22 protein-coding genes and 2 tRNA genes are annotated in these 23165 nt (G+C 62.7%); 17 read left to right on the plus strand and 7 right to left on the minus strand.

Features of this window, described 5'->3' with window-relative positions:
- Positions 1–11: 11 nt before the first annotated feature.
- Positions 12–650, minus strand: a complete 639-nt coding sequence (locus AC0Z42_RS27430; RefSeq protein ID WP_485471234.1) for a cysteine hydrolase family protein — start codon at positions 648–650, stop codon at positions 12–14.
- Positions 651–745: 95 nt separating this feature from the next.
- On the opposite strand from AC0Z42_RS27430, the gene AC0Z42_RS27435 reads away from it, so the two are divergent.
- Positions 746–1744 carry a GlxA family transcriptional regulator gene (locus AC0Z42_RS27435; protein ID WP_485471235.1) on the plus strand — a complete coding sequence of 333 codons (999 nt, stop codon included), beginning with the start codon at positions 746–748 and terminating at the stop codon, positions 1742–1744.
- On the opposite strand, the gene AC0Z42_RS27440 is transcribed toward AC0Z42_RS27435, so the two are convergent.
- The 3 genes from AC0Z42_RS27440 to AC0Z42_RS27450 form a co-directional block, all read right to left on the minus strand.
- Entirely contained in the window at positions 1732–2607 is an 876-nt protein-coding gene (locus tag AC0Z42_RS27440; protein ID WP_485471236.1) for a tetratricopeptide repeat protein, read from the minus strand. The genes AC0Z42_RS27435 and AC0Z42_RS27440 overlap by 13 nt on opposite strands.
- A gap of 62 nt (positions 2608–2669) precedes the next feature.
- Positions 2670–2969 carry a hypothetical protein gene (locus tag AC0Z42_RS27445; RefSeq protein WP_485471237.1) on the minus strand — a complete coding sequence of 100 codons (300 nt, stop codon included), beginning with the start codon at positions 2967–2969 and terminating at the stop codon, positions 2670–2672.
- A gap of 197 nt (positions 2970–3166) precedes the next feature.
- Positions 3167–3667 carry an Lrp/AsnC ligand binding domain-containing protein gene (locus tag AC0Z42_RS27450; protein WP_065308736.1) on the minus strand — a complete coding sequence of 167 codons (501 nt, stop codon included), beginning with the start codon at positions 3665–3667 and terminating at the stop codon, positions 3167–3169.
- A gap of 114 nt (positions 3668–3781) precedes the next feature.
- Here AC0Z42_RS27450 and AC0Z42_RS27455 point away from each other — a divergent pair, with 114 nt between their 5' ends.
- From AC0Z42_RS27455 to AC0Z42_RS27515, 13 genes are all read left to right on the plus strand, one after another.
- The gene (locus tag AC0Z42_RS27455) at positions 3782–5071 is read left to right on the plus strand and encodes a D-amino acid dehydrogenase (RefSeq protein WP_485471238.1); all 1290 of its coding nucleotides are present in this window, start codon (positions 3782–3784) and stop codon (positions 5069–5071) included.
- A 6-nt stretch (positions 5072–5077) separates the two neighbouring features.
- The gene (alr, locus tag AC0Z42_RS27460) at positions 5078–6214 is read left to right on the plus strand and encodes an alanine racemase (protein ID WP_485471239.1); all 1137 of its coding nucleotides are present in this window, start codon (positions 5078–5080) and stop codon (positions 6212–6214) included.
- Positions 6215–6313: 99 nt separating this feature from the next.
- Positions 6314–6871 carry an NADPH-dependent FMN reductase gene (locus AC0Z42_RS27465; RefSeq protein ID WP_485471240.1) on the plus strand — a complete coding sequence of 186 codons (558 nt, stop codon included), beginning with the start codon at positions 6314–6316 and terminating at the stop codon, positions 6869–6871.
- A gap of 115 nt (positions 6872–6986) precedes the next feature.
- Positions 6987–8576: a sensor domain-containing diguanylate cyclase gene (locus tag AC0Z42_RS27470; RefSeq protein WP_485471241.1), complete on the plus strand. Its 1590-nt coding sequence runs from the start codon at positions 6987–6989 to the stop codon at positions 8574–8576.
- Positions 8573–9091, plus strand: coding sequence for a hypothetical protein (locus AC0Z42_RS27475; protein WP_485471242.1), 519 nt, complete (start codon positions 8573–8575; stop codon positions 9089–9091). Before AC0Z42_RS27470 ends, AC0Z42_RS27475 begins: the two co-directional genes overlap by 4 nt.
- 41 nt (positions 9092–9132) lie before the next feature.
- Positions 9133–9528 carry a hypothetical protein gene (locus tag AC0Z42_RS27480; RefSeq protein ID WP_485471243.1) on the plus strand — a complete coding sequence of 132 codons (396 nt, stop codon included), beginning with the start codon at positions 9133–9135 and terminating at the stop codon, positions 9526–9528.
- Positions 9529–9617: 89 nt separating this feature from the next.
- The gene (locus tag AC0Z42_RS27485) at positions 9618–9935 is read left to right on the plus strand and encodes a hypothetical protein (RefSeq protein ID WP_485471244.1); all 318 of its coding nucleotides are present in this window, start codon (positions 9618–9620) and stop codon (positions 9933–9935) included.
- 1 nt (position 9936) lies between these two features.
- Positions 9937–11289, plus strand: a complete 1353-nt coding sequence (locus AC0Z42_RS27490) for a TolC family protein (RefSeq protein WP_485471255.1) — start codon at positions 9937–9939, stop codon at positions 11287–11289.
- 2 nt (positions 11290–11291) lie between these two features.
- Entirely contained in the window at positions 11292–12680 is a 1389-nt protein-coding gene (locus tag AC0Z42_RS27495; protein ID WP_485471256.1) for a multicopper oxidase family protein, read from the plus strand.
- Positions 12681–12849: 169 nt separating this feature from the next.
- Complete coding sequence (locus AC0Z42_RS27500; protein WP_485471245.1) at positions 12850–14496, plus strand: methyl-accepting chemotaxis protein; 1647 nt, start codon at positions 12850–12852, stop codon at positions 14494–14496.
- 116 nt (positions 14497–14612) lie between these two features.
- A complete protein-coding gene (locus AC0Z42_RS27505; protein ID WP_485471246.1) occupies positions 14613–15119 on the plus strand; it encodes a hypothetical protein in 507 nt (168 codons plus the stop codon).
- Between the two features lie 20 nt (positions 15120–15139).
- Positions 15140–16438 carry an NAD(P)/FAD-dependent oxidoreductase gene (locus AC0Z42_RS27510; protein WP_485471247.1) on the plus strand — a complete coding sequence of 433 codons (1299 nt, stop codon included), beginning with the start codon at positions 15140–15142 and terminating at the stop codon, positions 16436–16438.
- A 27-nt stretch (positions 16439–16465) separates the two neighbouring features.
- On the plus strand, positions 16466–16987 hold the full coding sequence (locus tag AC0Z42_RS27515) for a DUF6265 family protein (RefSeq protein ID WP_485471248.1): 522 nt from the start codon (positions 16466–16468) through the stop codon (positions 16985–16987).
- Between the two features lie 6 nt (positions 16988–16993).
- On the opposite strand, the gene AC0Z42_RS27520 is transcribed toward AC0Z42_RS27515, so the two are convergent.
- Positions 16994–17716, minus strand: coding sequence for a sensor histidine kinase (locus tag AC0Z42_RS27520; RefSeq protein WP_485471249.1), 723 nt, complete (start codon positions 17714–17716; stop codon positions 16994–16996).
- 350 nt (positions 17717–18066) lie between these two features.
- Here AC0Z42_RS27520 and AC0Z42_RS27525 point away from each other — a divergent pair, with 350 nt between their 5' ends.
- Positions 18067–18411 (plus strand): hypothetical protein, encoded by a 345-nt coding sequence (locus AC0Z42_RS27525; protein WP_485471250.1) that lies wholly within the window; start codon positions 18067–18069, stop codon positions 18409–18411.
- A 77-nt stretch (positions 18412–18488) separates the two neighbouring features.
- On the opposite strand, the gene AC0Z42_RS27530 is transcribed toward AC0Z42_RS27525, so the two are convergent.
- Both AC0Z42_RS27530 and AC0Z42_RS27535 read right to left on the minus strand, forming a co-directional pair.
- Positions 18489–19466, minus strand: coding sequence for a response regulator (locus tag AC0Z42_RS27530; RefSeq protein WP_485471251.1), 978 nt, complete (start codon positions 19464–19466; stop codon positions 18489–18491).
- Between the two features lie 309 nt (positions 19467–19775).
- On the minus strand, positions 19776–22301 hold the full coding sequence (locus AC0Z42_RS27535) for a hybrid sensor histidine kinase/response regulator (RefSeq protein ID WP_485471252.1): 2526 nt from the start codon (positions 22299–22301) through the stop codon (positions 19776–19778).
- Between the two features lie 497 nt (positions 22302–22798).
- Between AC0Z42_RS27535 and AC0Z42_RS27540 the strand changes: the two genes are divergently transcribed.
- Positions 22799–22875 (plus strand) — tRNA-Arg (locus AC0Z42_RS27540).
- A 78-nt stretch (positions 22876–22953) separates the two neighbouring features.
- Positions 22954–23030: transfer RNA gene (locus AC0Z42_RS27545), tRNA-Arg, on the plus strand.
- The last annotated feature ends 135 nt before the right edge of the window (positions 23031–23165 follow it).

The following is a 23165-nucleotide window of genomic DNA, read 5'->3' on the forward strand; positions in this document are numbered from 1 at the left end:
TCAGCGCTGCATCATACGCCAGCGTCCTTTTTTGCCGCGCGCTGGTTGGACAGATAAATATTGTCCTTTTCCAATGGCTGGCCTAGTTCGACAGCCTTGAGCCAGTCGGCCGTGCTGGCCACGGCGGCAAAGTTTGAATGAAATACAGTGCTGTAGACACGGTGGATTTCCTCGGCGCTGGCCTGGCCGGCCGCATTGGCGTAGGGCAGGGAACCGCTGGCGTCAGACAGGAATTCCACGGCGAGGCCATCGTGCGATGCCTGGTAGATGGTGGCTGCGTCGCAATTGTGCGTCATGTAGCCGACGATGGTCAGCGTATCGATGTTCTTGCCAGAGAGCCACTCGCGCAAATCCGTGCCGGCAAAGGCGCTGCCCATGGCTTTGTGGACATGATGGTCGGCCGCGATGGCGGCCACTTGCGGATGCAACTGCCAGCTGTCGCTGCCCTTGGCAAACACGGGCGAACCTTGCGGCGCGTCGTGCTGCACAACGATCACGGGTACGCCGGCAGAGCGGGCGGCCTGCATGGCGGCCGTGATATTGGGCAGGGAAATGTCGACCGGTGGATATTCGATCCGCAGCTGGCCCGTGAAATATTCGTTCTGGACGTCGATGACCAGCAGGGCGCGGCGCGGGGTTGTATTGGACATGGGGTTTCCTTTCAAGGTGGACAGTGTGCTTATTCTGGCCCGTGCCGCATTGTACGGATAGTGGCCTGAAGGCCTGTCTGCGATATAATCGGGCCATGCTTGCACTTTCCGCCACCCGTCCCCTCGAAGTTGCCGTGATCGCCTATGAAGGCATCACGCCATTCCACCTGTCCGTGCCCTGCCTGGTGTTCGGCACCCGTTTCGACGAAGCCGAAGCGCCACAGTTCGTGGTCAGGGTCTGCGCCGCCATTGCCGCGCCGTTGCCCACGGCGGCCGGCTTTGCCATCGTGCCCGAGCATGACCTGTCGCTGCTTGAGACGGCCGATATCGTCATCATGCCGTCCTGGCATGACGATTGCCGCGCCGCGCCGGGTGCCCTGGTCGCGGCGCTGCAGGGCGCCCACCGGCGCGGGGCGCGTATGGTGGGCCTGTGCCTGGGCGCGTTTCCGCTGGCGCAGGCGGGGCTGCTCGATGGCAAGCGGGCCGCCACCCACTGGGGTATGGCGGCGATCCTGGCGGCGCGCCATCCGCGGGTGATGGTCGAGCGGGAAATGTTGTATGTCGACGATGGCGAGGTGCTGACGTCCGCTGGCGTGGCCGCCGGCCTCGATTGCTGTTTATATCTGCTGCGCCAGCTGGTCGGCGCCGAGCTGGCCAACCGCGTGGCGCGCCGGCTGCTGGTGGCGCCGCACCGGCAGGGCGGCCAGGCGCAATTTATCGAGCGGCCGCTGCCGGTATCTAGCAGTGAAGGACGCTTTGCCGACGTGCTCGCCCATGTGGGCGCGCATTTACATGCCGTGCACGGCATCGATGCGCTGGCGGAACGGGCCGCCATGAGCCGGCGCAATTTTACCCGTCATTTTCGCCAGGCGACCGGTACCTCGTTCAAGCAATGGCTGCTGGCCCAGCGCCTGGCGCACGCCCAGGGCCTGCTGGAAAAAAGTGACGTCGCTATCGACATGGTGGCGCACTCAGCCGGTTTTGGCACGGCCCTGTCGCTACGCCAGCATTTTCGCGCCAGCCTGCAGACCTCGCCGTCGGCCTACCGCAAGCAGTTCCGCCAGCAAGGTGCCTGTATTACTCAGACGGACTGAACTTTCCACAGCCTGGCCGGATCGCGCCCGCCCTCGGCCAGCTGCGCGCCGACGGCGATCTGGCGCGCGATGAACGCGGCCTGGTCGAAGCCGTAGCGTTCTTGAAACGATACGGTTTCCGCGCTCATCAGTTCCGCATAGGTTTGCATCAGGGTCGAGGCGGAGCGCAGATTGCCTTGTTCAAGATAAGTGTCGATGGCGGCGGACAGCAGCGGGTAGTCGGCGTTTTCCTTGCTGCCGCCAAAGTTGAACGACAGCTGTGCGCACTGGCGCCAGATCGGGTCGTGCTCCGTCCCGCTCTGCGTTTGCTGGCGCAGCCAATGCAAGGCTTTCAGTGGCGGACCGCCAAACGATGGCGGCGAAATAATGGCCTGGATTGCCACTTTCACTGCCTCGTCGATTCTTCCCGCGCGCACATATTGGCCGTGCAGTGCCACCAGCGCGTCGGTATATTCGGGCAGGATGAGCAGCGTCGCTTCCAGCAGGGCAATGGCCCCGGCGCTATCTTGCTGCGCGATCAGCTCCTTGGCTGCCAGAAAGGAAGCGCGTGGTGAAGCGGGGTCGTCGGCGAGCGTCGGCGTATCGACATAGCCGCCATCTTCGTCGTCTTCGTCCAGCTGGGCGTGCGCCTTCAGGAATGCCGCCAGGCTGGAAAAGTGCGGCTGGATGCGCCATTCGTCGTGCCAGGTCTCGACCACGATCGGTTCCTTCGCTTCGCGGCCGATCGGCCAGTACAGGCCGAAGCTGTCGCCATTGCCCAGGGCGGATTCGGAAAAGGGCATGAAACCGAGTGGCGGATAGGACTTGCCGTGTTGCCAGTCCTTGTCCAGCGAGATGAAATGGAGGTTGGCAGGTAGTTGCATAACGCTACAGGGAGATAAAACGCCACTGTAACGCAGCGGCCGGTGTTACGGCGGACAACTGCTTATTTGCGCGGTTCGTGGATGCGGAATTTCCTGACCACCCCGGCGCGGTCGAACATCACGGCCACTTCGCGCGTGCCCTTGGTGCCCGGCAAAGGCAGGTAGCGGCTGGCGGACGGCGCTTGCAGCTGGTTCTTGTAGACCCAGACTTCATAGCCGGGGTCGAAACTGACCACCGTGGCGCTGCCCAGGGCCGCGTCGAGGTCGAGGCGGGTGGTCTTGCCGACGGTAATGTTCTGGTAGATGGCGCCGTTGGCGGGCGCGCGGTTGACGGTATATTCGCTGGCGGTGCACATGGCCATGCTGAGGCCTGCGAGGCAAGAAAACGCCAGTTTTAAAAAATTATTCATAGCAGTAGTCCCGGTGCGCATCACTGCTTCCAATCTCAGAGGGGACGGGCGTGATGTCGAGGGGGAGTGTGCTTGCGTTTGTAACGTTCTGCTACATGAATATACAAAGGCGCATGAAACGATGCCGACGGTACTGGAAAGCGCTACCTTCAGCGGCCCTGCAGCACTTCGGTCGAGACCGCCAGGGTTTCCTTGATTTCTTCCATCACCACATAGCTTTTCGATTGCGCCGCGCCTGGCAGCTGCAACAGCATGTCGCCCAGCAATTTGCGGTATTCCGCCATTTCATGGATGCGCGCCTTGATCAGGTAGTCGAAATCGCCCGATACCAGGTGGCATTCCTGCACCTCGGGAATCTGCAGCACTTCGCGGCGAAATTGCTCGAAGGCCGATGCCGATTTCTGATTGAGCGTAATCTCGACAAAGACCAGCAGTTTGGCGCCCAGCGCGGCTGGATTGACCTTGGCGTGGTAGCCGGTGATGACGCCATCGCGCTCCATGCGCTTGACCCGTTCGATGCACGGCGTGATCGACAACCCCACCTGTTCGCCCAGGTCTTTCATCGAGATGCGGCCGTCCTGTTGCAGGATGCGCAGGATATGCCGGTCCAGCTTGTCCAAGCCGCGTGATGATTCTTTAAGAATTCTCATGGATTTTATGATTATTTGCTGAATATCTCGATTTATACGTGAACATATACTGGGGACTTGGCAATATCATAGCGGTAAATCTGGCAATCTGCCCTAAAATAAATAGAGGAAATTATGCGTATCGTGATTCTGGGTAGCGGCGTCATCGGCGTCACCAGTGCTTACTATCTGGCCCGGGCAGGGCATGACGTGACCGTCATCGACCGCCAGCCGGGGCCGGCACTGGAAACCAGCTTCGCCAATGCCGGGCAAATTTCTCCTGGTTACGCTTCGCCGTGGGCGGCGCCAGGCATTCCCCTGAAGGCCGTGAAATGGATGATGCAGCGCCACGCGCCTTTGTCGATCTCGCTCGACGGCAGCATGTCGCAGCTGAAATGGATGTGGCAGATGCTGCGCAACTGCACCCCCGAGGCGTATGCCGTCAACAAGGAGCGCATGGTGCGCCTGGCCGAGTACAGCCGCGATTGCTTCAAGGTATTGCGCTCTGAAGCCGGCATCACTTACGAAGGCCGCCAGCAGGGCACGATGCAATTGTTCCGTACCGAAAAGCAGTACAACGACGCTGCCAAGGATATCGACGTGCTGCGCGACGCCGGCGTGCCGTTCGAGGTGTTGCAGCGCGATCAATTGTCGCGCGCCGAACCGGCCCTGGAGGCTGTCAAGGACAAATTGTTCGGCGGCCTGCGCCTGCCCAACGATGAAACCGGCGACTGCCAGTTGTTTACTACACGCCTGGCCGAAATGGCCGTCAACCTGGGCGTGCAGTTCCGCTATGGCGTGTCGATCGACGCGCTGCTGACGCAGGGCGAAAACATTGCCGGCGTGCAGTGCGGCGGCGAAGTGGTCAAGGCCGACGCCTATGTGGTGGCGCTCGGTTCCTATTCGACCTCCTTGCTCAATCCCTTGCTCGGCATCCCCGTGTATCCGCTCAAGGGCTATTCGATTACCGTGCCCATCGTCAACGCGGCCAAGGCGCCCGTCTCGACCATCCTCGACGAGACCTACAAGATTGCGGTGACGCGTTTCGACGACCGCATCCGTGTCGGCGGCATGGCCGAGATCGCCGGCTACGACCTGCGCCTGAACCCGCGCCGCCGCGAAACCCTGGAAATGGTGGTCAACGACTTGTTCCCGGGCGGCGGCAATACAAGCGAGGCCACCTTCTGGACCGGCTTGCGGCCGATGACGCCGGACGGCACGCCGATCGTCGGCCGCACGCCGCTGCGCAATCTGTACCTGAACACGGGCCACGGCACCCTGGGCTGGACCATGTCCTGTGGTTCGGCCCAGTTGCTGGCCGACCTGATGTCGTCGAAACAGCCGGCGATCCGCGCCGACGACCTGTCCGTGGCCCGCTACAATGGCGGGGAGCAGCATGGCAAGCTGCACTATGCGGAGGCGTAATTCCAGATGTCCAAGATGAACAATGTAACGGCAAAAGAGCGCAGCGGCGCCATCCTTACCATCGATATCGACGCCGTGCGCGCCAATTACCGGCTGCTGCGCGAGCGTGCGCAACCGGCCGCCTGTTCGGCGGTGGTGAAATCGGACGCGTATGGGCTCGGTGCGGCGCAGGTGGCCGCTGCCCTGCATGAAGAAGGCTGCCGGCATTTTTTTGTGGCCCACCTGGAAGAGGGCATCAGCCTGCGTCCGTACGTGGCGCCGGACGCGGCCATTTTTGTCTTGCACGGCCCGCCAGTCGGCACGGAGGGCGAATTCACGCGCCATGGCCTGATACCTGTGCTGAACAGCGAAGCGCAGGTGGCCGGCTGGCGCGCCCATGCCGCAGCACTCGACCGCGAGCTCGACGCCATCGTGCAGGTCGATACGGGCATGTCGCGCATGGGCATGTCGCCGCAGGAAATCGATGGCTGGCTGGCGGATGTGCATTTTCTCGACGGCATCAAGGTGCTGTACCTGATGAGCCACCTGGCCTGCGCCGACGAGCGCTACCACCCGGCCAACGCCCAGCAACTGGCGCGTTTCCTCGAGATCCGCGCGCGCTTGCCGCAGTATCGCTGCAGCCTGGCCAATTCCTCGGGCGTATTCCTGTCGCCGGACTATCATTTCGACCTGGTGCGCCCCGGCGCGGCCTTGTACGGCATCACGCCGCAGGCGGGCGAACCGAACCCGCTGCAATCTGTCGTGCGCCTGCAAGGCAAGGTGATCCAGACGCGCAGCATCAATGCCGGCGACCATGTTGGCTACAGCTGCCGCTACACGGCCACCGGCCCTTGCGTGGTGGCCACGGTGTCCGTCGGTTACGCCGACGGCTGGCTGCGCAGCATGAGCAACCAGGGCGTGGCCGTGATCGATGGGGTCAAGGTGCCGCAGATCGGCGCCATTTCCATGGATTCGATCACGCTCGACGTCAGCAACATCGATGGCGAGCGGGTGGCGCCGGGCCAGCTGGTCGACCTGATCTGCCCGGAGCACCCGGTCGATGCGGTGGCCGCCATGGCCCACACTATCGGCTATGAAGTGCTGACCAATCTCGGTGGACGGTATTTCCGTGTATATACCGGGTTGGCAGAAGGCTCCAACTGATCTTCTGGCGTGCAGACGCCTGTGATATTTGTGTGGCAAGATAGGCCTGTCGTGAACATCACCACAGGCCTTTTCTTTAACCATCACAGGGGGATTTACATGAGTCAATACCAAGTTGCAATTATCGTCGGCAGCCTGCGCAAGGATTCCTTCAACCGCCAGCTGGCGGACGCCATCGTCAAGCTGGCGCCACCTGAATTTTCATTCAAGCATATCGAGATCGGCGACCTGCCGCTGTACAACCAGGACGACGACGGCGCGCAGGCCCCGCAAGTAATGCGCCTGAAAACCGAGATCGCCGATGCGCAGGCCCTGCTGTTCATCACTCCCGAATACAACCGCTCGATTCCCGGCGTGCTGAAAAACGCCATCGACCACGCCTCGCGCCCTTACGGCCAGAGCGTGTGGGGCGGCAAGCCGGGCGCCGTGCTCGGCGTGTCGGTGGGCGCCATCGGCACCGCGCTGGCGCAGCAGCATCTGCGCAATGTGCTGGCCTACCTCGACGTGCCACTGCTGGGCCAGCCGGAAATGTTTATCCAGGCCAAGGAAGGCCTGTTCGATGAAAACGGCAATATCGGTGAAGCCAGCTTGGGCTTTTTCCAGGCCTGGATGAAGCAGTATGTGTCGTGGGTACAAAAGCACGCGATCCACGCTTGAGCACGCCTTAGCCTGAACTTGACGCGTTTCGATATCGCTGGCAATAAACGGTTGCCACTGACGTTTGTTGCTCTATAGATATGTATAATGCGTCATTTTCAGGCGCGTCCTCCTCATGCCGCATCACCCCAAGTTGCCCTTGCGCATCAACCTGCGCCGCCTGATCGTGCTGGTGGCGTTCGCCAGCGCCATTCTCGCGCTGGCCAATACCTTTTACGCCGCCTATCGCGTGCAGCGGCAGTTGCTGATCGATACCACGCTGGAAGCGAACCAGGCATATGCGCACAAGCTGGCCGGCAGCACCGAGGATTTTTTGCAGTCGACGCGCCAGCAACTGGCGTACAGCGCCGGGCTGCTGGCACGCCGGTTTGACGACGCGGCCGCCCTGACGGCCGAGGCCGAACGCCTGCGTGGCCAGACCAACAGTTTCAACTCGGTTCTCATCGTCAACGCCAAGGGCGTGGTGATTGCTGTTTCGCCGGAAACCTTGTCGGTGCAGAACACCCAGCTGGCATCCGAAGGCGCACGCCAGGCGCTGCGCGAGCGCCGCCCTCTGATCAGCAAACCGTATTTATCGTCGGTTGGCAACCTGCTGATCTTCATCTCGCATCCGATCTTTGACGCCAGTGGAAACTACCTGGGCTATGTCGGCGGCTCGATTTACCTGAAGCAGAAAAATATCCTGTCGAGCCTGCTGGGCCAGCATTATTACCGCGACGGCTCCTACCTGTACGTGGTCGACCAGCGGCGGCGCCTGCTGTACCACCCCGATCCCGGCCGGCTCGGTGCCACCGCCGGCGCCAATGTGGTGATCGACGCCATCGTGCGCGGCGAAAGTGGCAGCGGCAGCACGGTCAATACGCTGGGCGTCGACATGCTGGCCGGCTACGCCGTGCTGCCGTCGACAGGCTGGGGCATCGTGGCGCAGCGCCCGACCTTGGCCACCCTGGCGCCATTGAACCAGCTGATGCTCAATACCTTCTGGCATACCCTGCCAATCGCCTTGCTGAGCCTGCCACTGATCTGGTGGCTCGCGCGCCTCATTTCGCGGCCACTGGTGCAACTGGCCGAAGGTGCCAGCCGCATGGATGCGCCCGGCATGGCCGAGCGTATCGGCCGCATCGGCGTGTGGTACCTGGAAGCGGCGCAGATCAAGCGTGCCTTGCTCCTGGGCATGTCCTTGCTGCAGAAAAAGATCGGCAAACTGAAGTCCGACGTGCAGACCGACCCGTTGACCGGGCTGGCCAACCGGCGCGGCATGGCGGCCGCGCTGGAAGCGTGGCAAGCGCAGCTGCGGCCATTTTCCGTGATCGCCATCGATATCGACCATTTCAAGCAGGTCAATGACCGCTGCGGCCACGCCGTGGGTGACGCCGTGATCCAGCGCCTGGCCCACCTGATGCGCACCTGTTCGCGCGACGCCGACGTGCTGTGCCGCAACGGCGGCGATGAATTCATCATGCTGTTGCCCGACGCCAGCCTGGATATCGCCTTGCAGGTGGCCGAACGCCTGCGCGCGCGGGTCGCCGAGGCCGAGATCCCGGGCGCCGGTTCCGTGACTGTCTCGCTGGGCGTGATTTCGTCCAGCGAGCAGGACCGCGACAGCGCCTCGATCCTGCTGGGCGCCGACGCGGCACTGTACGTGGCCAAGGAGCGCGGGCGCAATTGTGTCGGCGTCAAGGACACCCTGGTGCGCCACGCATGAACCAGCTGAACATCCGCTGCGAGGTGGACGGCCAGCCGTTCGACCCGCGCTGGCTCGGTTGCCGCGACATGGGGTATGGCCAGCGCAGCGAACTGCCCTTGCGGCCGTTTCGCCTGCGCCTGCCGTCCGGCATGCTCGACAGCCTGGTCGGCGAGGCCTGCGACGAGTTCGTGCAGACCTGCCGCGAAGACGATGCCGTGCTGGACGAGTCCGACCTGCCGCACTTGCGCGACGCCGGCTACCCCGGCCTGGCCGCCATGCTGGCGCATCACCAGCCGCTGCTGGCCGAATTGCTGGTCGATTATCTGTACCGCGACCTGCTCGACGCCATCGCCCTGCGCTGCGGCGCGCAACTGTACCGTCCGCGCCGCAGCGGCGACCCGCGCGGCGCCGACGGGCGGCGTTACTTCACCGTCAACGCGCTGCGGAAAGTGCATTTCGCGGAGGGCGAGATCGTGCTGGAAGGGCAGGGCTATTTTGGCACCTGGACCATCTGGCTGGCCCAGCCGGCGTAAGCGCTTGACCTTCCTCCCATGTCAAGGTTTATCATGCTGCCATGAACCGTGTCTTCCATCATCACCTCGTCCGCTCGCTGCTCTGGCTGCTGGTCGCCGCGCTGCCCTTGCAGGGTTTTGCCGCGGCCATGCGCAGCTGTTGCTGGCAACAGCCCGCCGCGGCGGTGTCGATGCAGATGACACAGCAAGAGGCGCCGCATTGCCACTCGATGGCCGATATGGAAAACCATGCCGGCAAAGTCATGGACATGGGCCATGGCCATGATTGCGGCAACCATGGCGCCTGCACCGTGGGCGCCACGGCGCCGCCACCGATGGCCGCGCTGCATCCCTTGAGGCCGGGCACGCCACAGCCGCCGGGCGCGATGCCGCTGCTGTTTGCCGGCCATATACCATCCGGGCCCGAACGTCCTCCCAGAAGCCCCCGCTCCGCCTGACCGCCCGTGAACCTGGCAGGGAGTTTCCCTGCGCCAGTGTTTTATTTCCGTGCCCATGCCGCACGACCGTCCTGTTACCGAGATTAACCATGAAGCAATTGTTCAGCCTGGCCCTGGCCGCGTGCCTGCCGCTGGCCGCCCATGCGCAGGTCCAAGCCCCTGCGCCCGCACCGCACGATGCGCAGGCATCCGTGCCGTCCATCGTCTACCAGTCCGCTGTTGATACCTATCAGCCCGCCGCCGAAGACGAGGCCACGCCCGACCAGACCTGGCGCGCCGTCAACCGGAAAGTGGGCGAGGCCGGCGGCCATATGGGCCATATGATGAAAGACCATAAAATGCCGATGAAGATGCCTGCAGTGCCCGCGGGCCCAGCCGAGCCGCATCATGAACACCAGGGGCACTGACATGGCCAGCTTCCGTCCTTTTTTACGTTTCACGCCGCTGGCGGCCGCCTTGCTGCTGGCCGGTTGCACCAGCTTCAGCCCCGATGGCGGCCTGCGCGATGTCGCCGCGCTCACCGACGCCCGTAGCGGCGCGCCAGCCGCCTTGTCGCCAGGCAATGGCGAAGACCGCCTGGCGCCCCTGCTGGCCCGGCCCCTCGATGCCGACAGCGCCGTGCGCATCGCGCTGATGAATAACCGGGGCCTGAAAGCCGACCTGGCCGCGCTCGGCGCTTCCGAAGCCGACCTGGTGCAGTCCGGCCGCCTGCGCAATCCCGGCCTGTCGTTCGGCCGTTCGCACGGCAGCGAAGGCCGGGAAATCGACCGCGGCGTCACTTTTGATCTGGCCGGCTTGCTGACGATGCCGATGCGCGTGAAGATCGAGCGCGGCCGTTTCGAGCAGGCCAAGCTGCAGGCGGCCGGCAGTGCCGTGCAACTGGCCAGCGAAACACGCCGCGCGTATTTCACGGCGGTGGCCGCCGTGCAGACCGAGCAGTTCATGCAGCGCGCGCTGGTGTCGGCAGAGGCCGGCGCCCAGCTGGCCACGCGCATGCAACAGGCAGGCAACTGGAGCCGGCTTGACCAGGTGCGCCAGCAGGTGTTTTACGCCGATGCGGTCAGCGACCTGGCGCGCGCGCGTCACCAGGCCGGCGCCGCGCGCGAACGCCTGACGCGCTTGCTGGGCCTGTGGGGCCGGCAAACAGCGTTTATCCTGCCCGACCGGCTGCCGGACTTGCCGGCCAAGGCGGAAGAGGCCGGCAATATCGAAGCGCAGGCGATGGAGCAGCGGCTCGACGTGCAGATGAGCAAACTCGACGCGCAAGCGACCGCCAGCGCGCTGGGCCTGTCGAACGTGACGCGCTTTGTCAACGTGCTGGGCGTCGGCTACACCAACAAGAGCACCAGTAGCGCACCGCGCGAAAACGGCTACGAGGTGGCGCTGGAACTGCCGCTGTTCGACTGGGGCACGGCCCGCCACGCGCGCGCGCAAGCCGTCTATGAGCAGGCGCTGCAGCGCACGGCCGGCACCGCGATCAATGCCCGCTCGCAAGTGCGCGAGGCGTATTCCAGCTACCGCACCGCCTACGACCTGGCGCGCCATTACCGCGACGAGGTGGTGCCGCTGCGCAAGACGATTTCACACGAAGTGCTGCTGCGCTACAACGGCATGCTGGCCAGCGTGTTCGAACTGCTGTCGGACGCCCGCGAACAGGTGGCCAGTGTCAATGGCGCCATCGAAACCCAGCGCGACTTCTGGATCGCGCAAACCGAATTGCAGTCGGCCATCAATGGCAGCGGCGTAGCGACAAAGGAATAATGATGATTACACGTAGAAATTTTTTCATGAACGCGGGCGCCGTCGCCCTCGGTGCGGCGGCCGTCAGCCGGGTTGGCGCCGCTTCCCTGCCCGAAGCGGCCAGCATGGCCGGTGCCGGGACCCAGGCGCCGCCACCGCCGCCGAATGGCCGGCCCTACAATCCGGTGGTCACCCTGAACGGCTGGTCCTTGCCCTGGCGCATGAACAACAACGTCAAGGAATTCCATCTGGTGGCCGAGCCCGTCGTGCGCGAACTGGCGCCCGGCATGATGGCCAATCTGTGGGGCTATAACGGCCAATCTCCGGGTCCGACCATCGAAGTGGTGGAGGGCGACCGCGTGCGCATTTTTGTCACCAATAAATTGCCGGAACATACCAGCGTACACTGGCATGGCCAGCGTTTGCCCAATGGCATGGATGGCGTGACGGGCCTGACCCAGCCCGGCATCGCGCCAGGCAAGACTTTCGTCTATGAATTCGTTGCAAGGCGTCCCGGCACCTTCATGTACCACCCGCATGCCGATGAAATGACGCAGATGGCGATGGGCATGATGGGTTTCTGGGTCACCCATCCGAAAGACCCGAACTTCATGAAGGTGGACCGCGACTTCGTCTTTTTGCTGAGTAACTATGACATCGATCCGGGCAGCTACACGCCGAAGATCATGACCATGAACGACTTCAACCTGTTCACCTTCAACAGCCGCGTGTTTCCCGGCATCGATCCGATGGTGGTGCGCCAGGGCGACAAGGTGCGCGTGCGCGTGGGCAACCTGACCATGACGAATCACCCGATCCACATGCATGGCCATGAATTCGAAGTGACGGGTACCGACGGCGGCTGGACCCGGCCCGAATCGCGCTGGCCCGAAGTGACCACCGACGTGGCGGTAGGCCAGATGCGCGCCGTGGAATTCATTGCCACCGACCCCGGCGACTGGGCTTTCCATTGCCATAAATCGCACCATACGATGAACGCCATGGGCCACGACGTGCCGACCATGATCGGCGTCGACCACCAGGGCGTGGCGGCGAAAATCAACCAGCTGGTGCCCGGCTATATGGTGATGGGCGAGCGCGGCATGGCCGACATGGGCGAGATGCAGATGCCGATCCCCGACAATACCTTGCCGATGATGGCCGGCGATGGGCCGTTCGGCGTGATCGGCATGGGCGGCATGTTTACCACCGTCAAGGTGCGCAAGGATCAAAAACCGGGCGATTACCGCGATCCGGGCTGGTACCGGCACCCGAAAGGCACGCTGGCCTACGAATGGACGGGCGCCTTGCCGGAACCGGTGCGGGGGCAGGGTTCGGGCAAGCCGGCCGCGCCCGCAACGGGAACCTTGGAAATGAATGTCAGAAAGCCTATCGGTCACGGTGGACACTGATTTTCTTTGATCAAGATCGGTGGCTTTAATAGCATGATCAGCCACCGATTGTGTTGCGCAGCGTCAAGGAATTGTCGTGGGGTGACAATCCGAGCATTTGTGCCAGTACTTTTTCTTTATATTCGACTGCGTCAATGAGCAGGCAGCAATGCTGAAGAATGGAGAGAAAATGTTGAATCAAATGAAAGTGGGAACGCGCCTGCTGGCGGCGTTCTTTTGCGTGGCCTTGCTGGGCGCCATCGTGGCCGGCATCGGAATTTATAACATGGGCAAGATCGACACCATGGCCAGCCAGATGTACCACAATGAATTGCTGGGCCTGTCGTATATCAAGGAAGCCAATATCGCCCTGATCAAGGCGGGCCGCGCGCGCAGTAATTTTTTGCTGGCCACCACCGATGAAGAGCGCGCCATGCGCCGCGACGATATTGCCAAATTTCTGGCCGCTAACAAGGATAACCTGGCCAAGGCGCAGCCGCTGTTCGTCTCGCAGTCGTCCAAGGAATTGTTTGCCCGCTTTGCCGTGGTGGAGGCCGATTATGCCAGCAGCATGGCGCAGGTGCTGACGATGGCGGCCGCCGCGCCGCTGGCGCAGCGCAGCCCGGAATTGACCGACTTGCTGAATCGTACACGCGCGCATGCGGATGAACTCGACAGCGTGCTCGACAAACTGTCGCAACGCAAGGAAGTGCGCGCCAAAGAAGCGGCCGAGCAGGCCAGCAGTGTCTACCGGACCAGCCGCAGCTTCATGCTCGCACTGGTGCTGGGCAGCGTGGCGGCCGGACTGTCGCTGGGCGCGCTGATCACGCGCGGCCTGACGCGCCAGCTCGGTGGCGAGCCGGGCTATGCGGCGCAGATCGCCGGCGCGATTGCCGAAGGCGATCTGACGGTGGTCATCCGGACCCGCAGCGGCGACAGCAGCAGCTTGCTGTTTGCCATGAAAACCATGCGCGACAAGCTGGTCGGCATTGTCAGCCAGGTGCGTTCGGGCACCGAAACCATTACCACCGCATCGAGTGAAATTGCCCAGGGCAACCTCGACCTGTCCTCGCGCACGGAAGAGCAGGCCAGCTCGCTCGAAGAAACCGCCTCGTCGATGGAAGAGCTGACTTCCACCGTACGCCAGAATGCGGAAAACGCGCGCCAGGCCAATACCCTGGCCGGCGCCGCCTCGGAGGTGGCCGGCAAAGGCGGCGCCGTGGTGGGGCAGGTGGTGCAGACCATGGAGTCGATCAACGCCTCCTCGCGCAAGATCGTCGATATTATCAGCGTGATCGACGGGATTGCCTTCCAGACCAATATCCTGGCCTTGAATGCGGCGGTGGAGGCGGCGCGTGCCGGCGAGGAAGGCCGTGGCTTTGCCGTGGTGGCGGCCGAAGTGCGCAACCTGGCGCAGAGGTCCGCCGGAGCGGCAAAAGAGATCAAGGCCCTGATCGGCGACTCGGTCGAGCAAGTCGAAGTCGGCAGCAAACTGGTGCGCGACGCCGGCCTGACGATGGACGAAGTGGTCGGCAGCGTACGCCGGGTAGCCGACATCATGCAGGAAATCACCGCCGCCAGCAGCGAGCAGAGTGCCGGCATCGAGCAGGTCAACATGGCCATCGTGCAAATGGACCAGGTGACCCAGCAGAACGCGGCCTTGGTGGAGCAGGCTGCGGCCGCCGCCGAATCGATGCAGGACCAGGCCACGGCCCTGAGCGAGATTGTCAGCGTGTTTCGCCTGGAAGGCAGCACGCTGGCCGCGCCGGCCAGCAATGTCACGCCGCTGCGCCGTCCATCCACTGCACGGCCGCAGCCCATGCGCCGCCTCGCCTGAGAGCAGCGCCGTTCCGCGCGGCCCGCTTGCCGGGCCGCGATTGCTTATGTGTCCTTGCGAACATACGACTTTTACTCGGAGCACTACAATCGGGGCATCTTATAAGGAGTGCCCCCATGAAAACCTTCGTTCTTGCCGCCAGCCTGTTGCTGGCCGCCGCCAGCGCGGCCACCGCCACTGCCGCCGTCACGGTCAGCATCGGCCAGCCCGGCTTTTACGGGCGTATCGATGTGGGCAACTATCCAGCACCGGAATTGATCTACGCCCAACCAGTCATCATCGAACGCCCGCAATATTATTCGGCGCGTCCGATCTACCTGCGCGTGCCGCCAGGCCACGCCAGAAACTGGTCAAAAAACTGCCGCCGGTATAATGCCTGTAACCAGGAAGTTTATTTTGTCCAGGATAGTTGGTATAACAATCAGTATGCGCCCCGTTACCGCCAGCAGCATGCGCGTCCGCCCATGCACAGGCCGCATCCGCAGCAGCATGGCCGTCCGGATCACGGACCGGACCGCGGTCATGGACGTGACCGTGACCGTGACCACCATGACAACCGGCCCGGCAATGACAGGGGACACGGCAACGGTCATGGCAACCGGGACAATGGACACAGGAATTAAGCAATCATCCAGGAGGACCTTTGCACAGTAAAATCGTTATCGTCGGTGGCGGGGCAGGCGGGCTTGAGCTCGCTTGTAAACTCAGCCGCAAGCTCGGCGCCGGCCAGGTGACCCTGGTCGACAGCCGCCTCTACCATATCTGGAAGCCTTCGCTGCATGAAGTGGCGGCCGGCACGCTCGATATCCACCAGGAAGGCCTGTCCTACCAGATGCTGGCGCACGATAATGGCTTCAGCTATGTGTACGGTCCCCTGATCGGCCTCGACGCCGCCTCGAACAGCCTGACGGTGGGCGCGATTGCCAGTGACAAGGGCGAGCAGTTGCTGCCCGAGCGGCAAGTCGGCTACGACCAGCTGGTGCTGGCCGTCGGCAGCACCTCGAATTATTTCGGCGTGCCGGGCGCGCAGGAAAACACGATTTCCCTCAATGCCACCGAAGACGCCGAGCGGTTCCGCCTGACCCTCTTGAAACTGCTGGCCATGGCCGAGCAGCGCCGTGGCGACGCCGGCCACCCCGGGGTCGATATCGTGATCATCGGCGGCGGCGCCACCGGCGTCGAGCTGGCGGCCGAACTGCGCGAAGCGAGCGATGTGTATGCGGCGTATGGTTTCCAGAACCTGAACGCCATCAAGGACGTGCGCATCACCTTGCTTGAAGGCGCGCCGCGCATCCTGGCGCCGCTGCCCGAGCGCGTCTCGCGCGCTGCCAACAAATTGCTGCTGCAGCATGGCATTACCGTGGCAGCCGATACGCGCGTCACGTCGATCGACGCCGACAAGGTCAATGTTGCCAACGGTGCCAGCTACGCAGCCGATATCGTGGTCTGGGCGGCCGGCATTCGCGCCCCCGAATTTCTCGCCACCCTGGGCTTGCCGACGAATCGTGCCGGCCAGCTTGAAGTGACGGGGATGCTCAATGTGCAGGGCCACGCAAATATCTATGCGCTGGGCGACTGTGCCGCCTGCATGGGCGAAAATGGCAAGCTGGTGCCGCCGCGCGCGCAGGCTGCCCACCAGCAGGCCGATTACCTGCGCAAGACCTTTGTGCTGCAGGCGAAGGGCAAGCCGCCGCAAACCAAGCCTTATGAGTACCTCGATTACGGCTCGCTGGTGTCGTTCGGCCGCACGACCTCGGTCGGTACGCTGATGGGTTCGCTCAAGGGCCTGAGCTGGTTTGTCGAAGGCTTTGTGGCGCGCATGATGTATGTCAGCCTGCACCTGATGCACCACAACGCCGTGCTGGGCAGCGTGCGCACGGCCGTGATGGCCATGGGTCGCTTCCTGATCAAGCGCAGCACGCCGCAGGTCAAGCTGCACTGATATCCCAAGCCCCCTACCGGAGACAAGATGAAACAATCGTTGAAGATGCTGATTGCAGTAGCGTTGTGTTCGGCATGGGGGCTGGCACAGGCCGCCACCAGGGCTGCACCGCCGCCGGAAACGGTGGCCAGGCTGGCCTGGCTGAGTGGCTGCTGGCAGGTCGATGGTGCCGAGCCCGGTTCCGGAGAACAATGGAGCACGGCCGCTGGCGGCACCATCCTGGGCGCCAGCCGTACCGTCAAGGGCGGCAAGACCACTGCCTTTGAATTCGTGCAGATCCGCCTGACCGTGCCGGGCCAGCTGGCCTATATCGTGCAGTCGTCAGGCGCGGCGCCGGTCGAATTCAACCTGCTGCGCCAGGACAAGCCGGATGAATTCGTCTTTGCCAACCTGGACAATGATTTCCCCAGCCGCATCATCTATCGCCACATCAGTGACCGTATCGTGCATGCCAGCATCGTCGGCACCTTGAAAGGGAAGCTGACCACCATTGATTTTCCCATGAAGCGCATCGGCTGCGATGCGCGCGCCGGCGAGCGTGCCAGGTAAAGACGGTTACTGCCCCGCGCTGCGCGGCAGCACCACCGTCAGCGCCGTGCCGCCTTGCGGATTGGCCGACAGCGCCATGGTGCCACCGAGGTAGCCGACCCGTTCGCGCACGGCGCGCAAGCCATGCTTGTGCATGTCGGCGGGCTCGCCGTATGGCAAGCTCGCTGGCAAGCCGGCGCCGTTATCCTTGACCGTCATCATCAGCGCCTCGTCATTGTCGTCGACGATGACGTCCACTTCCGTGGCCTGGGCATGGGCCGCGATATTGGCCAGCCCTTCTTCCAGGGTGCGCAGCAGGGCCACGCCCACGTTGCGCGGGCAGACCAGTTCATCTTCGGGCAGGCTGCAGCGCACGGTGATTTTATGCTGTGCAGCAAATTGCGCCGCCAGTTCGCCCAGCGCCACGTTTACGCCCAAAAACTCCAGCTTGTCATTCCACAGCTTGATCTGCATCTGCCGGTTGGTTTCGATCACATTCAACAGCAGCTGCTTCATTGTTGCCGCACGGTCCAGCAGCACGGGTTCCTGCGGCATTTTTTGCGTCAGCAGCGACAGATGCATGGTCAGCGCCGTCAGCGACGAGCCCAGGCTGTCATGCAACTGGCGCGACAGCAAGCGCCGTTCGTTGTCCCAGCTCGTATTGATGTGTCCCAGCAATTCGCTGAGATCGGCGGCACGCGCCGCATCGGGGTGGACCGCTTCATTGCTCTGATCTGTTTTTGCGGACATGGCGCCCCATGAATGGTAAAAGATGTCGACGAAATGAGGGGATCATACATGAGGATTTCGTTGCGGGGCGCATGGCAGGAAAATTCCTGACATTCCGATAACCATGATGTCTTTTGGTTAATATCGTGATGGGCAGGGAGCGTTGGACTGTGCACTGTGCGTACGCTTGCGCACATACCAGGGCGTGCGCGCCTGCCATAGTAAGACTGTGCGCAAGCCTTGCAGCAGATGCGGCACCGCCGCCATTGCGGCCCGGGCGCAGTACCGGCCCTCACCAAACGAAAGGACATGCCATGAATATCGATACCATTGTAGATCAAGAATACTGTGCCAAAAGCTTCCGCGACATCGTGAACGCCCCTATCAGCGCCTTGCGTGGCGTGAGCGCCAAGGATGCCAAGGCCCTGACCCAGGCCTTCGGCGTGACCACGGTACGTGAACTGGCCAACCTCAACTTCGTCAAATGGGCCAGCGCGCTGGCCATCCTGGCTGACGAAGAAGGCATGACGGGCGAAGAAAAAGCCAAGGAAGAGCTGCTTGACGACGCCGTCGAAATGACGTTCCCGGCCAGCGACCCGATTTCGGTCGACGCCGGCATCACGCGCATCGAAGTGGCGCCTGAAAAAGTCAGCGCACAGCTCGATCACCAGCATGCTGGCAAGCACGAAGAAGCGGCAGGCAAGAAGTCGAAGTAAGCCTGATTGCTGGAATAAAAAAACCGGGATGCCGCAGTTGCGCCATCCCGGTTTTTTTCATGGGAGACGATGCTGATTCAGGCGAGCGAGCTGACGCCGTGCGTGTTGGCCTGTGTCATGGCCAGGTCGTGCGGCGCGCAGCAATAGCGGTTCTTGCCGGCCCGCTTGGCTTCGTACAGCGCCGTGTCGGCTGCGTTCAGCAGGGCGTCGACGGTGGTGGCGTCGTCCGGGTAGATGCTGATGCCGATGCTGGTCGACAGGCGCAAGGTCAGGTCGTTGATGAAATACGGTTCGGAAATGACTTCGATCAGCTTGGCGGCCGGTTCGCGCGCGTCGCCCTTGCCGGCCAGGTTGCCCAGCACGATGACGAATTCATCGCCGCCGATGCGCGCCACCGTATCTTCCTTGCGCGAGGCGCTGACCAGGCGCGCCGCCACCAGTTTCAGGATTTCATCGCCATAAGCGTGGCCATAGGTATCGTTGATGGCCTTGAAGCCGTCGAGATCGAGATACAGAATGGCCGACTTGCCGCGCACGCGGGCCGAATGCTGCAAGGTGTGTTCGATGCGGTCTTCCAGCAGGCGGCGGTTGGGCAGGCCAGTCAACGGGTCGTGCAGCGCCAGTTCCTGCTGCTGCTTGCTGTATTGCGCCAGTTCCTTGTACAGCAGGCGCACTTCGAGCATGTTATGGATGCGCTTGTGCACCTCCATCAGGTCGAACGGTTTGCTGATGAAGTCGCGCGCGCCCGCTTCCAGGGCGGCGATCTTGAAACTCGGCTGCGCCGTCAGCGCCAGCACCGGAAGATAGCCGCCGTGTTCGATTTCCTTCAGGCCTTTCATGACCTGGAAACCGTTCAATTCGGGCATTTGCAGGTCCAGCAAAATCAGGTCGTAGCAATGTTCGAGGTGCAGCGGGCAGACCTGGGCTGGGCGCATGGTCGCCGTGACGTTGCTGTAGCCGGCCTCGCGCAGGATTTCCAGCATCAGGTCGACATTGTCCGGTGAATCATCAACGACCAAAATCTTGGCTTTCAAAATTTCATCTTGGCTTGGCATGGGGTGTCCCGGTGAATTCTGTAAGGTCATCGCAAGCATCGTACGCGGCGACAGCGGCCAGCGAAGGAGCGCGACGATAGTAACCGCTTGCATCAAGATGGGGCGCACGGAAGCGGATGTGTCCGGTTTATGCTTGCATGGCAAGCTGGCGTGCCTGTACTTGTGGATAGCTGCGCTTGTCTGATCCAGTGTAGCAAACGGGTTTGAAGTTGCTTGTAGGACAGTGCCGCGTCTGAAAGTAGGAAGTCTAAACCAGATTAATGAATTTTTGACCTGAATTATTTATTTCTTTGCATCACTTTTCCTGCCTCAATTTTTCTTCCCGTCAGCAGCCTTGCCGGCGCCGGGCACGGCGAGCCAGGCCACGGCGGCAAGCAGTGCGGCCGGATCGAGTGGCTTGGCGATGTAATCCTGGAAACCGCTGTCGAGTGCGCGCTGGCGGTCCTGAGGCCGCGCAAACGCCGTCAGCGCCAGCGCGGGCAGGTCGCCGCCCTGGCCGCTGGCGCGCGCGCGCAGCCGCGCCAGCAGGTCGAAACCGTCGATATCGGGCATGCCGATGTCGCTCACCAGCACATCGGGCAGTGTGCTGTCCAGCAACTGCAGTGCTTCTTCGGCGCTGGCGGCGCTGATGACTTGCGCATGGGCGTCGCGCAAGATGCGTTCTGCCAGTTCGCGCGCATCGGCCTCGTCGTCGACTACCAGCACCCTGACGCCGGCCAGGTCCTGTGGCGGTGACGGCTGCCCACTGTCGTGGGGCACAACCGGTGCCCGGCTGTCGGCGGGCAGGCGCACGGTAAAGGTGGCGCCCTGCATGTCGCCGGCACTGCTGGCGGCCACTGTGCCGCCATGCTGCTCCACCAGGTGCTTGACGATGGCCAGACCCAGGCCCAGGCCGCCATGCTTGCGGGTGGTCGAGGCGTCGGCCTGGCGGAAGCGGTCGAACACATGGGGCAGGAAGTCGGCGCGGATGCCGATGCCGTTGTCGGCGATTGTCAGCACCAGACGGGTGCCGTCGCGTACCACGCTGATATCGACCTTGCCCCCTTGGGGCGTGAACTTGAGCGCATTCGACAACAGATTCCAGATCACCTGCTGCATGCGGCTGGGGTCGCCCGTCATGGTACCGGCGTTGTCGGCGATCTGCGTGTGCACGGTGATTTGCTTGGCATCAAAGGCCGGCCGCAGGGTTTCAATCGCCGAGGCGATCACGGTGGCCGGCACGATGGTCTGCATCTCGAGCATCACCTTGTCGGACGTGATGCGGCTCATGTCGAGCAAGTCTTCGATCAGCTGGGCCTGGGCGCGCGCATTGCGCTCGATGCTGTTCAGTCCGCGGTGCAGATCGGCCTGGTCGCGCGTGCCGCGCCGCAAAACCTGCGCCCAGCCCAGGATGGCCGACAGCGGCGTGCGCAATTCGTGCGACAGGGTGGTCAGGAATTCGTCCTTCAGCTGGTTGGTGCGTTCGGCCTCGGCACGCGCTTCGCGTTCGCTGTCGAGCAGCACCTTGCGTTCTTCGGCGGCGCGCCGCGCTTCCACGTACAGGCGTGTATTGTCGAGCGCGACGGCGGCCTGGGCGGCGATGGCCGCGACGATGCGTTCGCTGCGCAGGCTGAACATGCCCGGCTGCGGATGGCCCAGCAGCAGCCGGCCCAGCAACTGGCCCGAGCGTGAGCGCACAGGCAGGCTCAGGCAGCTGCGCAGCTCGGGCGCGCCGTCGTCGCCATTTCCATTGCCGTCGCCTTGCGCCGTCTGCAAATCGTTGTGGCGCGTGGCCGGCCCCATGCGCAGATCAACGGCGATCGCTTCGGCCTGCCGCGCCGTCAGGCCATTGACGGCCTGCGCCACCGGCAGCAGCGGTTCGGCGCCGCTGCCGGGCTCGCCGGCGGGATGGGCCTCGTGCTCGGCATCATAATAAAAGGCGCCGAAGCGCGCGCCGCTGATGCGCGTGGCGGCGTCGACGGTTTCTTGCAGCAAGGAGGGCAGGTCGAGCGTGCCGGCCAGCGTGGTTCCCGTGTTATTGAGCAATTCCAGCACCCGCGTTTCGTCACGCAGCGCTTCTTCCACATGCTTGACTTCATCGACATCGGTGCTGGTGCCGAACCAGCGCAGCAGCTGCCCGCCGCGGTGCACGGGATTGGCCCGCGTGAGAAACCAGCGGTACTGGCCGTCGCTGCCGCGGATGGGGAATTCCATTTCGAACGGCGTGCCGCTGTGCAACGCGGCTTTCCAGCCCTCCAGCATCTGCGGCAGGTAATGCGGGTCGTACGCCCTGTCCCAGCCTTCGCCCTCCATCTCGCCGGGCGTGGTGCCCGTGTAGTCGTGCCAGCGCTGGTTATACCAGGCCATGGTGCCGTCGAAATTGGCGGTCCAGGCCAGTTGCGGGATCGAGTCGGCCAGCGCGCGCAAGTCTTCTTCGCTCTGGCGCAAGCTGTCTTCGGTGGCCCGGCGCTGGCTGATATCGTGGAGTTGGATGGTCAGGCCATCGGCGGCGGCAAAGATGCGCACTTCCAGCCAGCGTTCCAGCGGCGCATGGAACAATTCGACACTGCCGCTTTGCCGTAGCGCCATGGCGCGCCGGAAATGCGTTTCCAGTTCCGTGCCCTGCAAATCAGGACAGGCCTGCCACAGCCTGGCGCCCGCCAGGGCGGTGCCCGGGACGTGCCCGGGCGCCAGCATCTCGGCGCCGCGCGTATTGATATAACGTATGTTCCAGTGCGCATCGAGCACGCAGAAGCCATCGGTAATGCTGTCGAGCACATTGGCCAGGCCCGCATCCGGCAGGCTAGTCGGCGCCGGGGAAGGGGGCAGGTTCTGCTGGAGGTCATGCTTAACCATCGGAAATCCTGTGTGGCGGGCCTCCACGTCCATCGCCGCACCTTGGCGGGCAGGCGATGCGGGCTACCGTCGCTGAGTTCAAATAAATGGGTCATGATGAAACAGCTGTCATGAATAGTACCAGCCCCGCGCTGCATGCAGGCGTTGCAGTCATTGTAGCCCCAACATCAAATTGGACTCCACACGCTTGCCATTGTCACATTTCCAATGTTGTGAGCATCCCGTCAACCCGCCTGCAGGCGTGATTTGCCAGGCTTGTACAGATAGCACTGGACAGGCAGTGATGCAGTCCCTATAATCCCGCTTCTTTCGAGACAGCAACTTCTCGAAGCACTGGAGGCCTTCCGTGAAAGCGGAAAACGACGGTGCGAATGGCGTCAGCTTTTCAGGTGCGAAAAGGGTTGGGTCTTGCAGTGCGGTACTTTGCAAAACACGGCTAAGCGATTGAAAAATCGAACTTTTCAAAGCGAAACGAATACGCTATAATGTTTGCCTGCGCGGCTGTAGCTCAGCTGGATAGAGTACTTGGCTACGAACCAAGGGGTCGTGGGTTCAATTCCTGCCAGCCGCACCAACATTTCAGGAATCAGAGTTTCTCTGGTTTCAAGTAAGAGTTTCAAGCTTCATGTTGTGAGTGAAGTGTACTAGTTTTGCGGCTGTAGCTCAGCTGGATAGAGTACTTGGCTACGAACCAAGGGGTCGTGGGTTCAATTCCTGCCAGCCGCACCAGTATCAACCATCAGTGGCGTCCGTCTGCTGATGGAAACAAGTTGTGACTTCATGCAGTATGGTGAAGAGTAAGTTTTGCGGCTGTAGCTCAGCTGGATAGAGTACTTGGCTACGAACCAAGGGGTCGTGGGTTCA

This window comes from Janthinobacterium sp. 1L-D-8-B-C4, from assembly GCF_057291295.1.

Bases quoted from the DNA above. Each gene is read 5' to 3' on its own strand.
- AC0Z42_RS27470 (WP_485471241.1), top strand. From the start codon at position 6,987: ATGCCGCATCACCCCAAGTTGCCCTTGCGCATCAACCTGCGCCGCCTG.
- AC0Z42_RS27465 (WP_485471240.1), top strand. From the start codon at position 6,314: ATGAGTCAATACCAAGTTGCAATTATCGTCGGCAGCCTGCGCAAGGAT.
- AC0Z42_RS27440 (WP_485471236.1), bottom strand. From the start codon at position 2,607: ATGCAACTACCTGCCAACCTCCATTTCATCTCGCTGGACAAGGACTGG.
- AC0Z42_RS27435 (WP_485471235.1), top strand. From the start codon at position 746: ATGCTTGCACTTTCCGCCACCCGTCCCCTCGAAGTTGCCGTGATCGCC.
- AC0Z42_RS27475 (WP_485471242.1), top strand. From the start codon at position 8,573: ATGAACCAGCTGAACATCCGCTGCGAGGTGGACGGCCAGCCGTTCGAC.
- AC0Z42_RS27480 (WP_485471243.1), top strand. From the start codon at position 9,133: ATGAACCGTGTCTTCCATCATCACCTCGTCCGCTCGCTGCTCTGGCTG.
- AC0Z42_RS27490 (WP_485471255.1), top strand. From the start codon at position 9,937: ATGGCCAGCTTCCGTCCTTTTTTACGTTTCACGCCGCTGGCGGCCGCC.
- AC0Z42_RS27485 (WP_485471244.1), top strand. From the start codon at position 9,618: ATGAAGCAATTGTTCAGCCTGGCCCTGGCCGCGTGCCTGCCGCTGGCC.
- AC0Z42_RS27505 (WP_485471246.1), top strand. From the start codon at position 14,613: ATGAAAACCTTCGTTCTTGCCGCCAGCCTGTTGCTGGCCGCCGCCAGC.
- AC0Z42_RS27430 (WP_485471234.1), bottom strand. From the start codon at position 650: ATGTCCAATACAACCCCGCGCCGCGCCCTGCTGGTCATCGACGTCCAG.
- AC0Z42_RS27520 (WP_485471249.1), bottom strand. From the start codon at position 17,716: ATGTCCGCAAAAACAGATCAGAGCAATGAAGCGGTCCACCCCGATGCG.
- AC0Z42_RS27535 (WP_485471252.1), bottom strand. From the start codon at position 22,301: ATGGTTAAGCATGACCTCCAGCAGAACCTGCCCCCTTCCCCGGCGCCG.
- AC0Z42_RS27515 (WP_485471248.1), top strand. From the start codon at position 16,466: ATGAAACAATCGTTGAAGATGCTGATTGCAGTAGCGTTGTGTTCGGCA.
- alr (WP_485471239.1), top strand. From the start codon at position 5,078: ATGTCCAAGATGAACAATGTAACGGCAAAAGAGCGCAGCGGCGCCATC.
- AC0Z42_RS27455 (WP_485471238.1), top strand. From the start codon at position 3,782: ATGCGTATCGTGATTCTGGGTAGCGGCGTCATCGGCGTCACCAGTGCT.
- AC0Z42_RS27450 (WP_065308736.1), bottom strand. From the start codon at position 3,667: ATGAGAATTCTTAAAGAATCATCACGCGGCTTGGACAAGCTGGACCGG.
- AC0Z42_RS27495 (WP_485471256.1), top strand. From the start codon at position 11,292: ATGATTACACGTAGAAATTTTTTCATGAACGCGGGCGCCGTCGCCCTC.
- AC0Z42_RS27500 (WP_485471245.1), top strand. From the start codon at position 12,850: ATGTTGAATCAAATGAAAGTGGGAACGCGCCTGCTGGCGGCGTTCTTT.
- AC0Z42_RS27445 (WP_485471237.1), bottom strand. From the start codon at position 2,969: ATGGCCATGTGCACCGCCAGCGAATATACCGTCAACCGCGCGCCCGCC.
- AC0Z42_RS27530 (WP_485471251.1), bottom strand. From the start codon at position 19,466: ATGCCAAGCCAAGATGAAATTTTGAAAGCCAAGATTTTGGTCGTTGAT.